The organism is Jiangella ureilytica, assembly GCF_004348545.1.
In the GTDB taxonomy this organism is placed as follows: Bacteria; Actinomycetota; Actinomycetes; order Jiangellales; family Jiangellaceae; genus Jiangella; species Jiangella ureilytica.
This window is the reverse complement of record NZ_SMKL01000113.1, coordinates 1-12,450: the sequence shown is the minus strand read 5'-3', so window position 1 is coordinate 12,450 and position 12,450 is coordinate 1. Positions and strand designations below refer to the sequence as shown.

The 12,450-nt window shown below is 72.3% G+C and carries 13 protein-coding genes; 7 read left to right on the top strand and 6 right to left on the bottom strand.

Annotated elements, in window-relative coordinates; all coding sequences use genetic code 11:
- Positions 1-125: 125 nt before the first annotated feature.
- The gene (manD, locus tag E1212_RS27910) at positions 126-1,379 is read right to left on the bottom strand and encodes a D-mannonate dehydratase ManD (protein ID WP_131988625.1); all 1,254 of its coding nucleotides are present in this window, start codon (positions 1,377-1,379) and stop codon (positions 126-128) included.
- A complete protein-coding gene (locus E1212_RS27905) occupies positions 1,376-2,671 on the bottom strand; it encodes a mannitol dehydrogenase family protein (RefSeq protein ID WP_131988623.1) in 1,296 nt (431 codons plus the stop codon). The genes manD and E1212_RS27905 overlap by 4 nt, the downstream gene beginning before the upstream one ends.
- A 155-nt stretch (positions 2,672-2,826) precedes the next feature.
- On the opposite strand from E1212_RS27905, the gene trpS reads away from it, so the two are divergent.
- From trpS to E1212_RS27890, 3 genes are read left to right on the top strand one after another with little or no spacing between them, the layout of a single operon-like run.
- Complete coding sequence (gene trpS / locus E1212_RS27900; RefSeq protein ID WP_131988621.1) at positions 2,827-3,837, top strand: tryptophan--tRNA ligase; 1,011 nt, start codon at positions 2,827-2,829, stop codon at positions 3,835-3,837.
- A 4-nt stretch (positions 3,838-3,841) separates the two neighbouring features.
- On the top strand, positions 3,842-4,393 hold the full coding sequence (locus E1212_RS27895; protein ID WP_131988619.1) for a 2'-5' RNA ligase family protein: 552 nt from the start codon (positions 3,842-3,844) through the stop codon (positions 4,391-4,393).
- Positions 4,390-5,436 (top strand): YihY/virulence factor BrkB family protein, encoded by a 1,047-nt coding sequence (locus E1212_RS27890; RefSeq protein ID WP_131988617.1) that lies wholly within the window; start codon positions 4,390-4,392, stop codon positions 5,434-5,436. Before E1212_RS27895 ends, E1212_RS27890 begins: the two co-directional genes overlap by 4 nt.
- A 5-nt stretch (positions 5,437-5,441) precedes the next feature.
- Here E1212_RS27890 and E1212_RS27885 read toward each other — a convergent pair whose 3' ends face one another.
- Together E1212_RS27885 and E1212_RS27880 are read right to left on the bottom strand one after the other, a co-directional pair.
- On the bottom strand, positions 5,442-6,704 hold the full coding sequence (locus E1212_RS27885) for a D-alanyl-D-alanine carboxypeptidase family protein (RefSeq protein ID WP_131988615.1): 1,263 nt from the start codon (positions 6,702-6,704) through the stop codon (positions 5,442-5,444).
- A gap of 16 nt (positions 6,705-6,720) precedes the next feature.
- Entirely contained in the window at positions 6,721-7,221 is a 501-nt protein-coding gene (locus tag E1212_RS27880; protein WP_131988613.1) for a MarR family winged helix-turn-helix transcriptional regulator, read from the bottom strand.
- Positions 7,222-7,288: 67 nt separating this feature from the next.
- On the opposite strand from E1212_RS27880, the gene E1212_RS27875 reads away from it, so the two are divergent.
- The 3 genes from E1212_RS27875 to E1212_RS27865 all read left to right on the top strand — a co-directional run bounded on the left by E1212_RS27875 (position 7,289) and on the right by E1212_RS27865 (position 9,990).
- Positions 7,289-8,056 carry a methyltransferase domain-containing protein gene (locus E1212_RS27875; RefSeq protein ID WP_238992515.1) on the top strand — a complete coding sequence of 256 codons (768 nt, stop codon included), beginning with the start codon at positions 7,289-7,291 and terminating at the stop codon, positions 8,054-8,056.
- Between the two features lie 86 nt (positions 8,057-8,142).
- The gene (locus E1212_RS27870; protein ID WP_131988609.1) at positions 8,143-9,177 is read left to right on the top strand and encodes a fatty acid desaturase family protein; all 1,035 of its coding nucleotides are present in this window, start codon (positions 8,143-8,145) and stop codon (positions 9,175-9,177) included.
- An 87-nt stretch (positions 9,178-9,264) separates the two neighbouring features.
- Positions 9,265-9,990 carry a hypothetical protein gene (locus E1212_RS27865; protein ID WP_131988607.1) on the top strand — a complete coding sequence of 242 codons (726 nt, stop codon included), beginning with the start codon at positions 9,265-9,267 and terminating at the stop codon, positions 9,988-9,990.
- A gap of 30 nt (positions 9,991-10,020) precedes the next feature.
- Here the strand turns inward: E1212_RS27865 and E1212_RS27860 are convergent, their stop codons facing one another.
- Together E1212_RS27860 and E1212_RS27855 are read right to left on the bottom strand one after the other, a co-directional pair.
- On the bottom strand, positions 10,021-10,677 hold the full coding sequence (locus E1212_RS27860; RefSeq protein ID WP_420814450.1) for a TetR/AcrR family transcriptional regulator: 657 nt from the start codon (positions 10,675-10,677) through the stop codon (positions 10,021-10,023).
- A 41-nt stretch (positions 10,678-10,718) separates the two neighbouring features.
- Positions 10,719-11,714, bottom strand: a complete 996-nt coding sequence (locus E1212_RS27855; RefSeq protein ID WP_131988603.1) for an acyl-CoA desaturase — start codon at positions 11,712-11,714, stop codon at positions 10,719-10,721.
- A 137-nt stretch (positions 11,715-11,851) separates the two neighbouring features.
- Between E1212_RS27855 and E1212_RS27850 the strand changes: the two genes are divergently transcribed.
- Positions 11,852-12,259, top strand: coding sequence for a DUF1801 domain-containing protein (locus E1212_RS27850; RefSeq protein WP_131988601.1), 408 nt, complete (start codon positions 11,852-11,854; stop codon positions 12,257-12,259).
- The last annotated feature ends 191 nt before the right edge of the window (positions 12,260-12,450 follow it).

The window sequence follows — 12,450 nt, the reverse complement described above, 5'->3', positions numbered from 1 at the left end:
GTCCGGTCGCGTGCAAACCCCAGGACCGGGCACGACGACAGGTCGTTCACAAGACACCACGGTCACTGATCATTCGAGTCAGCCGCACCCGACCCCAGGACCACAAAGCATCTCACTGTGATCATTCACCAGTCGTGGACGGTGCCGTCGGCGAGGCGGTTGTACGGCAGGTACGCCTGGACGTAGGGGTACTGTCCCGCCTCGTCGACGTCCAGCTCCACGCCGAGGCCGGGCTGGTCGCCGGGGTGGAGCAGGCCGTCCTCCCAGCGGAAGGACTGCTGGAAGACCTGGTCGGTCTTGGCGCCGTGCTTCATGTACTCCTGGATGCCGAAGTTGTGGATGGCCAGGTCCAGGTGCAGGGCGGCGGCCATGCCGACCGGGGAGATATCGGTGGGACCGTGGATGCCGGACTTGATCTGGTACTGCGCGGCGAAGTCGAGGATCTTGCGCAGCGCCGTGATGCCGCCGGTGTGCGTCACGGCGGAGCGGACGTAGTCGATGAGCTGCTCGGTGATCAGGGTCTGGTAGTCCCAGACGGTGTTGAAGACCTCGCCGATCGCCAGCGGGGTGGTGGTGTGCTGCCGCACGAGCCGCAGGCCCTGCTGGTTCTCGGCCGGCGTGCAGTCCTCGAGCCAGAACAGGTCGTAGGGCTCCAGCGCCTTCCCCAGCCGGGCCGCCTCGATCGGCGTCATCCGGTGGTGTCCGTCGTGCAGCAGCGGCAGCTCCGGACCGAACTCGCCCCGGACCGCCTCGAACACGCCGGGCAGGTGGCGCAGGTAGGCGCGGGTGTCCCAGTCCTCCTCCTGTGGCTGGGCACCGCGGCCGGCCGGCTCGTAGTCGTAGCGGCCGCCGCCGGCGGCGCCGGTGGGCTCGGCGCTGCGGGCGTTGGACGCGACCCCGTAGATGGTCTGCAGACCGGGGACGCCGGTCTGGATCCGGATGGCGCGGTAGCCCTGGTCGAGGTGGTCGCGGATGCTGTCGAACAGCTCCGGCAGGTCTCGGCCGGACGCGTGCCCGTACGCGAGCAGCCCGGTCCGCGACGCGCCGCCCAGCAGCTGGTACAGCGGCATCCCGGCCGCGCGCGCCTTCAGGTCCCACAGCGCGACGTCGACGGCGGCGATCGCGGCCATCGTGACCGGACCCCGTCGCCAGTACGCGCCCCGGTAGAGGAACTGCCAGGTGTCCTCGATGCGGTGCGGGTCGCGACCCAACAGCAGTGGCACCACGTGGTCGCGCAGATACGAGACGACCGCGAGCTCGCGGCCGTTCAGGGTCGCGTCGCCGAGGCCGACCAGCCCCTCGTCCGTGGTGAGCCGCAACGTGACGAAGTTGCGGTCCGGGCTGGTGACGATGACCTCGGCGGACTCGATGGTCGTCATGCGGCTGACTCCATTCGGCTGGCATGGACGGCCACGCGGTCGACCAGCTCGTGGTCGGCCGCGAGGTCGGGAACGACATGGCCGACGACGACGGCGGCCGCTCGGTGGGCGTCGGGGGCGGAGCGGACGCCGTCGGCGAGGGCGGCGGCGCCCGGGTCTGCGAGGGCGACGCCGTGGCCGCGCAGGTGCAGCAGCCACCCCGCCAGCAGGACGGCGGCGCCGTCGGGCATGGCGCCGCGGCGGCGAACGGCGCGCACGACGTCGGCCGCGCGCACCGGCAGCTTGAGTGAGCCGTCGGCGGCGATCTGCGCGAGCCGGTGCCCCATGCGCGCGTTGGCGAACCGCCCGCGCACGGCCGCCCGGTACGCCGCCAGTTCGCCGGGCGGGAAGCCGAGGACGCAGCCGGTCTCGTCCCACCACTGCTCCAGCGGGCCGGTGAGCTCCGGGTCGCCCATGCAGGCGGCCACGGTGTCGTGCCCGCGCAGCGGCCCGGCGTAGGCCAGCAGCGAGTGGCCGCCGTTGAGGACGAACAGCTTGCGCCGCTCGTACGGCGTCACGTCCGGCACGAACGTCACCCCGGCGTCGGCCAGCCCGGGCGCGACCGCGCGCAGGGCGTCCTCGGCGACCCACTCGCTGAACGGCTCCGTGACGACGGGGGCCGCGTCGGCGTAGCCGGTGGCCCGCTCGGCGGCGGCGCGGTCGGCGTCGGTCGCGTGCGGCGTGATCCGGTCGACCATGGAGGAGGGGAACGCGACGTTCTCGTCGACCCACGCGGTCAGTGACGGGTCGCGCGCCGTGCAGGCCTCGAGGACGACGGCGCGCGCGGCGGCGCCGTTGCCGGCCAGGTTGTCGCAGCTGGCGATCGTCAGCGGGCCGGCGCCGGCGGCTCGGCGGGCGTCCAGGCCCAGCGCGAGCCGCTCGGCCGCCGTCCCGCCGCGGTAGCCGGCCTCGGTGATCGTCAGCGTGACCAGCGCGACGCCGGGGTCGGCCAGCCGGGCCCGCCACGTGGCGAGGTCGGCGCCGTCGTGCACCTCGGACAGCGTGGGGATGATCTCCGCATGGTCGCGGTCGGGTGAGCGGGTGAGCAGCGTGTACAGGCCGTCCTGAGGCGCCAGCGCGGCGGCGGCGTCCGGACGGGTGCCGGTGAACGCGGCGACGCCCCACGGCTCGGCCATGCGGTGCAGGTACCAGGCCTGATGCGCCCGGTGGAACGCGCCGAGGCCCAGGTGGACGGCTCGCACCGGCGCGGCGGGTGCCGCCAGCCGCCCGCGTCCGAGCGTGGGTGCGGCCATGCGGCGGGGTCTCCTCGTCCGGCGGTGGGTGCCCGGCGAGTCATGCTATGTAACGCCGTCCGGACGGCGTCACGGCGGGCCCTGGGCGGGCCCCGGGCGGCGGCGGATGGGTGCACCGGCGTGTCCCGTCGCGCAGTGACTGACAGAATGACCGTATGACCAACAGTCGCCGCCCCCGTGTGCTCTCCGGCATGCAGCCGACGAACGCGTCGCTGCACCTGGGCAACTACCTCGGGGCGCTGCGGCAATGGGTCGCGCTGCAGGACGACCACGACGCCTTCTACTGCGTCGTCGACCTGCATGCCATCACCGCCGGGCACGACCCCGCCCAGCTGCGCGAGCGCACGCGTGTCACCGCCGCCCAGTACCTCGCCGGAGGCGTCGACCCCGAGCGCAGCACGCTGTTCGTGCAGAGCCACGTGCCCGAGCACCCGCAGCTCGCCTGGGTGCTCAGCTGCATCACCGGCTTCGGCGAGGCCAGCCGCATGACGCAGTTCAAGGACAAGTCCGCCCGCGCCGGCGCCGACAGCACCACCGTCGGGCTGTTCACCTACCCGATCCTGCAGGCCGCCGACATCCTGCTCTACCACGCTGACCAGGTGCCGGTGGGCGAGGACCAGCGCCAGCACATCGAGCTCACCCGCGACCTCGGCGGCCGGTTCAACACCCGGTTCGGCGACACCTTCGTGCTGCCCAAGGCCTACATCCCCGAGGCCACGGCGAAGATCTACGACCTGCAGGAACCCACCGCCAAGATGAGCAAGAGCGTGGCCGGGTCCGGGCTGATCGAGCTGCTCGACTCTCCCAAGACCATCGAGAAGCGCATCAAGAGCGCCGTCACCGACACCGGGCGCGAGGTCGTGGCCGATGCGCAGAACAAGCCCGGAGTCACCAACCTCATCACTATCCTGGCTGCGTTCAGCGGTCGCCCGGTCGCGCAGATCGAGCAGGACTTCGCCGGGCGGGGGTACGGCGACCTGAAGAAGGAGGTGGCGGCGGCGGTGCTCGACGTCGTCGTTCCGTTCCAGCAGCGGGTCCACGAGCTCCTCGACGACCCCGCTGAGCTGGACGCCGTCCTGGCCCGAGGTGCCGAGAAGGCCCGCGAGGTGGCCGCGCCGACGCTCGCCACCGTGTACGAGCGCGTCGGGTTCCTCGCAGCGCGGTGACCCGGTGACTGACGACCCCCGACCCGCCGGCCAGACCATCGGACTGGCCGTCCCCATCCCCGAGCCCTACGGCAGCGAGCTGCAGGACTGGCGGCGCTCGTTCGGCGACCCGCTCGCCGACGCCATCCCGGCGCACATCACGCTGCTGCCGCCCAGGTTCATCGCCGACGCCGACCGGCCCGGGCTGTACGAGCACCTCGACAAGGTGGCCAGCCGGTTCGCGCCCTTTCGGGTGCACCTGCGCGGCACCGCCACGTTCCTGCCCGTGTCGCCGGTGGTCTTCGTGGCGCTGGCGCAGGGCATCTCCGCGTGCGAGCGGCTGTCCGACGCCATCCGCACCGGGCCGCTCGACGTCGAGCTCTCGTTCCCCTACCACCCGCACGTCACCGTCGCCCACCACGTGTCCGAAGAGGCGATGGACAACGCCTTCGACACCCTGGCGGGCTACGACGCCGGCTTCGACGTCGCCGCGTTCAGCCTGTATGAGCACGGCGACGACGGGTACTGGCGGCGCGAACGCGACTTCGTCCTGACGGGAGAGGCAGCCCGCGTGTGATCGCCCGGCTCCGCGCCGTCTGGGACCGGCTGCAGCTGACGTTGCCGCTACGAGCCTGGAAGCGCTACGGCGACCTGCGGGGCAACCGACTGGCCGGCGCGTCCAGTTTCTACGGGTTCGTGTCGCTGTTCCCGCTGCTGGTCCTGGCCGCGGCTCTCGTCAGCGCCGTCGCCGGCCCCTCGGGCGTCGCGACGGTGCAGGACATCGTCAACGAGAACCTGCCCGGCCTCAACGTCGACGTGAGCAAGTTCCACGAGAACGCCGGCGCCGTCGGCGTCATCGGTGCCGGCGTCCTGCTCTTCACCGGCCTCGGCTGGGTCGACTCCGTCCGCGCCGCCGTCCGGTCCATGTGGGGCCTCGACGACCAGCCCGGCAACATCGTCGTGCGCAAGGCCCTCGACATCGCGGCACTCGCCGGTCTCGGCCTGCTCATCCTCATCTCCACCGGCGCCAGCGTCGTGGTCGTCTCGTTCGCCGGCGACGTGCTCGACTGGCTCGGGCTCGGCAGCGGCGGCTGGCTGATCCGGCTCATCACCGGGCTCGTGTCGGTCGGTGCCAGCACCGCGCTGTTCGCCTACATGCTGGCCGGGCTGCCGCGCATCGTCGTCCCCTTCCGCAACCTGATCGTCGTGTCGGTGCTGGGCGCGGTCGTCTTCGAGATCCTCAAGCAGTTCCTGGTTCAGTACGTGGTCGGCACGGCGACGCAGAACTCGTACGCGGCGTTCGCCACCCCGGTCGCGATGCTGGCCTGGATCTATCTGGTGACCCGGCTGCTCATGGTGGCCGCCGCCCTCACCGCCGAGAGCGCCATCGACCAGCTCGAGGCGTCCGAGCGGGCTGAGACGACGCAGGCGATGCAGTCGCAGACCCGGGGCGTGCAGCCCGCCGTGCCGGCTCCGGCCGACGTGCTCACGCCCGTCCAGATCCGGGCGACGGGGGTCGCTGCCGGCGCCGTGCTCGGAGCGGCCGGCGTCGCGCTGGGGATCTTCGTGACCCGCGCGGCCCGCACGGCGGCCTCGGCGCTGCGCCGCTCCGACGACTGACGCGGCTACTTCGAGGAGTAACGGCCCGTCGTCTTGGGGCGCCGACGGCGCAGGGCGAAGCCGAGCCCGCCGGCCAGTGCCGCCGCGGCGAGGCTCAGCCAGACCACCGGTGGCACGCCCTCGGAGCTGCCGCCCGAGCCGGTCAGCACGTCCTCGTAGTCCTCGAGCGGGTTGCGGCCGATGATGTCGCCGTCGTCGGCGGCCTCGGTGACCATGGCCTCGACCTCGTCGGGCTCGACGAGGTGGCCGACCGCGGGCGCCTCCTGCGCGGCGAACGCCCAGTCGAACAGGGCGGCCGCGGCGTCCTCGGCCCGTCCCTCGGATCCGAGGATCGTGGCGATGAGCAGCCGGCCGTCGCGTTCCACGGCGCCGACGAACGTGTGCCCGGCGAGCGTCGTGAACCCGGTCTTCAGGCCGATGGCGCCGTCGTACGAGCCGAGCAGCCGGTTCTGGTTCTGGATCTGGAAGGTCGCGCCGTCGGTGCCGGGGAAGTCGTACACCGGCGTGCCGGCCAGCCGGGCGATGGTCTCGTCGTCGAGCGCCTCGCGGCCGATGAGCGCGAGGTCGTACGCCGACGACAGCTGGCCGGGGGTGTCGAGGCCGTGCGGCGTGACGGCCTTCGTGTCGAACGCGCCGAGCCGGCGGGCCTCGTCGTTCATCCGGCCGACGGTCTCGTCGAGGCCGCCGGCCGCCTCGGCGATGGCGTGCGCGGCGTCGTTGCCCGACGCCAGCAGCAGGCCGTGCAGCAGCTGCTCGACGGTGTAGGTCTGGGCGGCGACGATGCCGACGCGGCTGCCCTCGACCGAGGTGTCGGCCTCGGTGGCGACGTAGGTCTCTTCGGGGTCGAGCGACGAGCCGGCCGCCAGCACCGTCAGCAGCTTGATCGTGCTGGCCGGCGGACGGCGCTCGTGCGGGCTGTACGCGGCGAGCACGTCGCCGGTCTCGGCGTCGGCCACCAGCCAGGATTGCGCGTCGACGGTGGGCAGCGGCGGGGCCGACGGCGACACCAGCGGCACGCCGGTGGCCGCGAGGTCGGCGCCACCGACGATCTCGTCGACGGGGGAGTCCGCGGGCGGCTCGAGGACGGTGGGCGACGGCGCCGGGGTCGCGGCGCCCGATTCCGAGGCCGGTGGCGTCTGCGTCGCGGCGCCCGCCGGGAGCAGCGCACCGGACCCGAGCACGACGAGCGCAGCCACCGGTGCGATCCAGGCGCGGTGGCTGCGGGAGGAGCGCAGTGCGGAGCCCATGGTCGACGTCAGACTAACCACTCAACGGATGAACCGGTCAGCTCGGTGCGTCGTCGAAGGGGAGCACGAGCGTGCGCAGCAGGTCGCCGAGACGTGTGCGTTCCTCGGTGTCGAGCCCGGCCAGCAGCCTGCGCTCGTTCGCCAGCAGCCCTTCCAGCGCGGCGTCGACGGACTTCTTGCCGAGCTCGGTGAGCCGGACCCGGACGGCGCGGCGGTCGTCCTCGTCGCGGCGGCGGCTGACCAGCCCGCGCGCGGTGAGCTTGTCGACGCGCGCCGTCATGGTGCCGCTGGTGACCAGCGTCTGGCCGAGCAGGACGCCGGGAGACAGCTCGTACGGCTCGCCGGCCCGGCGCAGCGCCGCCAGCACGTCGAACTCCCAGGGCTCGAGCCCGTGATCGGCGAACGCGGCCCGGCGCTCGCGGTCGAGGTGCCGGGCCAGCCGGCTGACGCGCGAGAGCACCTCCATGGGGCTGACGTCGAGGTCGGGCCGCTCGTGCCGCCACGCCTCGGTCAGCCGGTCGACCTCGTCCTGCGCCATGGTCCGACTCTACGGCCTTCGCCAAGCATCTTGACGCCGAGAGATTCGGCGTGGTGTGTTTCGGGGTGTGTGGGATCCCGATCGCTACCTGACCTTCGCCGGCCAGCGGGCCCGGCCGTTCACCGACCTGATCGCCCAGGTGGCCGCCGACCCGGGCACCGTCGCCGAGGTGGCCGACCTCGGCTGCGGGCCGGGCACCCTCACCGTCGGGCTGGCGCGGCGCTGGCCGGGCGCGCACGTCGTCGGTGTCGACTCGTCGGCGCAGATGATCGCCGCGACACCGGCCGACCCGCCCGCCGGGGTCGAGTTCGTCCACGCCGACCTGCGCGACTGGGCGCCGGAGCGCCCGGTCGACGTGCTGCTCAGCAACGCGACGCTGCAGTGGGTGCCGGGCCATCTGGAGCTGCTGGCGCGGCTGGCCGGGCACGTCGCCCCCGGCGGCTGGCTCGCCTTCCAGATCCCCGGCAACTTCGCCGAGCCGGCGCACGTCCTGCTGCGCGAACTGGCCGCCGGCGACCGGTGGCCGGCGCTGCACGACCTCGAGCGGCCGTCGGCGCACGAGCCCGCCGCGTACCTCGACGCGCTGCTCGATCTGGGGCTCGCCGCCGACGTCTGGGAGACGACGTACGTCCAGCTGCTGCAGGGCGACGACGCGGTGCTGGAGTGGATGAGCGGCACGGGGCTGCGCCCGTACCTCGCCGCGCTGTCCGGCGCCGAGCGGGACGTGTTCGTGGCCGAGTACCGCGACCTGCTGCGCACTGCCTACCCGCCCGGCCCGCACGGCACGGTGCTGCCGTACCGCCGGATCTTCGCTGTCGGCCGCAAGCCCGCCTGATCCCACCCCGGGGTGGGGCTGTCCCCAGGGCGAGACGGGTGGTGCCGGGATGTCGCCGGGACCCGGCCGGCTCCGAGGATCGAGGTATGACCACCGATACCGACATCCCCGCTGCTCCGCGCCCCGGCAGCGACTACGCCCGGCTGTCCCGGCGGATCGCCGACGCCGGGCTGCTGGACCGGCGGCCCGGCTACTACGCCGTGCGCATCGGCCTCGTGGCCGTGGCATACGCGGCGGCGTGGAGCGTCTTCGCCGCGGTCGGCGACTCGTGGTGGACGCTGCTGCTGGCGGCCGTCCTGGCCGTCGTGTTCGCCCAGGTGGCCCTGGTGGCCCACGACCTCGCGCACCGGCAGGTGTTCCGTCGTCGCCGGCCGAGCGAGATCGCCGGGCGCATCGCCGGCAACCTCGGCATCGGCATGAGCTACGGCTGGTGGATGGACAAGCACACCCGCCACCACGCCAACCCCAACCACGAGGACCTCGACCCCGACGTGTCGCCGGACATCCTCGTCTGGTCGGAGCGGCAGGCGGGGAAGGCCGGCAGGCTGACGCGCATCATCGCCGCACGGCAGGCGTTCCTGTTCTTCCCGCTGCTCACGCTCGAGGGGTTCAACCTGCACGTCGCCGGCGTCCGGGCCACGCTCGACCCGCGGCTCAAGCAGCGACGGCTCGAGCTCGGCCTGCTGCTCACCCACTTCGCCGGCTACCTGACGCTGGTGTTCGCCGTGCTGCCCGTGGGCAAGGCGATCGCGTTCGTCGTGCTGCACCAGGCGCTCTTCGGCATCTACCTCGGCTGCACCTTCGCGCCCAACCACAAGGGCATGCCCACGCTGACCGAGGAGGACGAGCTCGACTACCTGCGCAAGCAGGTGCTGACTTCGCGCAACGTCAGCGGCGGCACGCTCATGGACGTGGCGCTCGGCGGGCTCAACCACCAGATCGAGCACCACCTGTTCCCGAACATGCCGACGCCCAGCCTCCGGAAGGCGAAGCCGATCGTCAGGCAGTACTGTTCCGACCTGGGCGTGCCGTACGCGGAGACCACGCTGATCGAGTCCTACCGCATCGCGCTGCGGCACATGCACGACGTCGGCGAGCCGTTGCGAAGCCACGCACAGTGACGCCCATCGGGCCAAACGGCGGCGCATCGGCACGAGTTCCGCCAAAACGCCACGCAGAGTGATCGCAGGACGCTACCTTCTCCTCTCGTGGGGGGACACAAACGGGCGCCCAGCGGCGCCGCCCAGACGCTGTGGCGCGTCCGCCGGCACGTCCTGAAGTTCGTCGCGCTCGCCGCGCTCCTCGTCCCGGTCGTCGCCGTCGTCGCCGACCAGGGCGAGCCGGCGGCCTCCAGGCGCGACGGGGCACCGGATGACTCGGAGGGGCAGTATCCGGAGGCCCAGGACCGGAAGCGGGACACGTCAACGCCTCGGTGGCAGGCGCAGATGTCCGCGACGGGCACCCCGTCACCCCAGCCGACGGCAGGCCGGCCGGGGGCGGGTGGCCTGCCGTCGGATCCTTCGCCGACCCCGGCCGGGGGTCCGACGGGAACCGGCTCGCCGGCCGCTGGTGGTGACGACGAGGAGCAGCCCGGGTCGCCGACACAGCGGCCCTCGGGCTCGCCGGACGACGCGCCGCCGGACGACGCGCCGCCGGACTCGCCGCCGGGCGACACCCCGGGCCGGCCGGACGACACCCCGTCCTCGCCGCCCTCGTCGTCACCCGACGACGAGCCCCAGCCGTCGCCGTCGTCGCCCGGAACGCCGCCGCACGAGCCGGAGCCGGAGCCGACGGTCGAGCCGCCGGCGCCGCCCAAGCCGTCGCCGTCGGAGACCCCGAAGCCGTCGCCGCCGTCGGAGCCGCCCCCGGACGAGGACGACGATGACGGCTCGCTGGTGTGCGTGATCCTGCTGGGGATCGAGATCTGCCTCTGAGCGACGGCGCGCGGGGAAGCCCGCTCGCCGTCACTCGCCGGTGAGGCGGGGCTTGTGCTCGAGGCCGGACAGCCCGTTCCAGGCGAGGTTGACCAGGTGTGCGGCGACGTCGGCCTTCTTCGGCGAGCGCACCTCGAGCCACCACTGGCCCGTCAGCGCGACCATGCCGACCAGCATCTGCGCGTACATGGGCGCGTGCTTGGTGGCGAACCCGCGCGCCTTGAACTGCGCTGCGAGGATGTGCTCGACCTGGCTCGCGGCGTCGGAGATCAGGCTGGCGAACCCGCCGGTCGAGTGGGCGACCGGGGAGTCGCGGACCAGGATGCGGAAGCCGTCGGTGGACGTCTCGATGTAGTCGAGCAGCGCCAGAGCGGCGCGTTCGAGGATGACCCGTGGGTGCGTGGCCGAGGCGAGCGCCGTCGTGATGCGGTCGAGCAGCAGCTCCATCTCGCGGTCGACCACGACGGCGTACAGCCCCTCCTTGCCGCCGAAGTGCTCGTAGACCACCGGTTTCGAGACGCCGGCGCGGGCCGAGATCTCCTCGATGGACGTGCCGTCGTAGCCGCGCTCCGCGAACAGGGCGCGGCCCACGTCGAGCAGTTGCTCTCGCCGCTGCTTGCCGGTCATCCGGACTCTGCTGGGCGTGGCGCGCGGCCTCGTCGCGACATCGTCGGTCACGCGCCCCATCATGCTCCCGTGGTGCGTCGGTGTCAGTCCGCGAAGGGGGGTCAGTCGGCGATGAGCTTGGCTTCGCCGCCGTAGTCGTCGACCCTCTTGGACTCGATGCGCTCCGGGCTGGGCCAGCGGACGTCCCACACCCAGCCGGCCCTCTCGAACGCCCAGATGATCCGGGCACTGGAGTCGATCTGGCCCTTGAGCACGCCGTGGCGGGCGCAGGTCGGGTCGGCGTGGTGCAGGTTGTGCCACGACTCGCCCATGGACAGGAACGCCAGCCACCAGACGTTGCCGGACTTGTCGCGGCTCTCGAACGGCCGCTCGCCAATGGCGTGGCAGATGGAGTTGATCGACCACGTGACGTGGTGCAGCAGGCCGACGCGGACCAGCGTGGCCCAGAAGAACGCCGTCAGCGCACCGTGCCACGACCAGGTCGCCAGCCCGCCGATGATCGGCGGCAGCAGCAGCGACAGCGCGACCCAGAGCGGGAAGAGCTTGCTGATGCGGCGGATGTCGGGGTCCTTGATGAGGTCGGGGGCGAACTTGCGCTGGTCGGTCTGCTCGACGTCGAAGAGCCAGCCCATGTGCGCGAACCACATGCCCTTGATCAGCGCGGGGACGGTCTCGCCGTAGCGCCACGGGGAGTGCGGGTCGCCCTCTTTGTCGGCGAACTTGTGGTGCCGGCGGTGGTCGGCGACCCAGCGGATGACCGGGCCCTCGACCGCCATGCTGCCGGCAATGGCCAGCGTGTTCTTCACCGCGCGGTTGGCCTTGAACGACTTGTGGGTGAAGTGCCGGTGGAAGCCGACGGTGACTCCGTGCCCGGTGAACGCGTAGAACACGACCGCAAGCACGACGTCGAGCCAGCTCAGGTAGCCGCCCATCCACGCGATCGGGATCGCGGCCACGAGGGCGACGAACGGGACGGCGATGAAGACGCCGATGGTGATCCGTTCGCCGAGCGTCTGAGTGTCGCCCGACAGCGTGCCGCGAGGGAGGTCGCTCTGCGCCGGGGACTGCGGGCTGTTCGCCGTGTCCGTGGAAGCCATGGAGTCTCCGTGTGTAAGGGGCACCTTCCTTACGGCACCGTAACCTACGATGCCGTAGGTCGTATAGTCCGGATCTCCTGATCTGTACCCCCTCGGGTAGTGGAGATGTGTCCGGATCGTCCGCCATGATGTGCGACATGGCGGAGCTGAAGACCTCGCGGAACGACGACAGCGTCGAGGCGTTCCTCGCCGAGGTGCCCGACCCCGTCCGTCGCGCCGACGCTGTCGCGGTGTGCGCGTTGATGCGCTCGGTCACCGGCGCCGAACCCGCGATGTGGGGCGTCGGCATCGTCGGCTTCGGCTCCCGCCGGCTGCGCTACGACACCGGCCGCGAGCTCGACTGGTTCGACGTCGGCTTCTCGCCGCGGAAACAGGCCCTGACGATCTACCTGCCCGGCGACCTCGACGGCTACGCCGACCTGTTCGCCCGGCTCGGCAAGCACACGATCGGCAAGGGCTGCCTCTATGTGAAGCGCCTCGGCGACGTCGACGCCGCGGCGCTCGAGCAGATTCTGCGCCGTGCCGTCGACCAAGCCGCGGACTGATCGTCCTTGGTGCGTCGGGGTCGGCTGGGGTTCCCCGTCCCCCTGCTGCCCATTCTCTTAGCCGCGGGCACCCGCCTCAAGTCCGCGCCCTCTGTGGTTGCTTGACCGTGTGGTTGGGGGGCTTGGACTTGACCCGGGTCCCCGCGGCCTAAGAACGGGCAGCTATCAGGGGGACGGGGAGACCCTGGGCA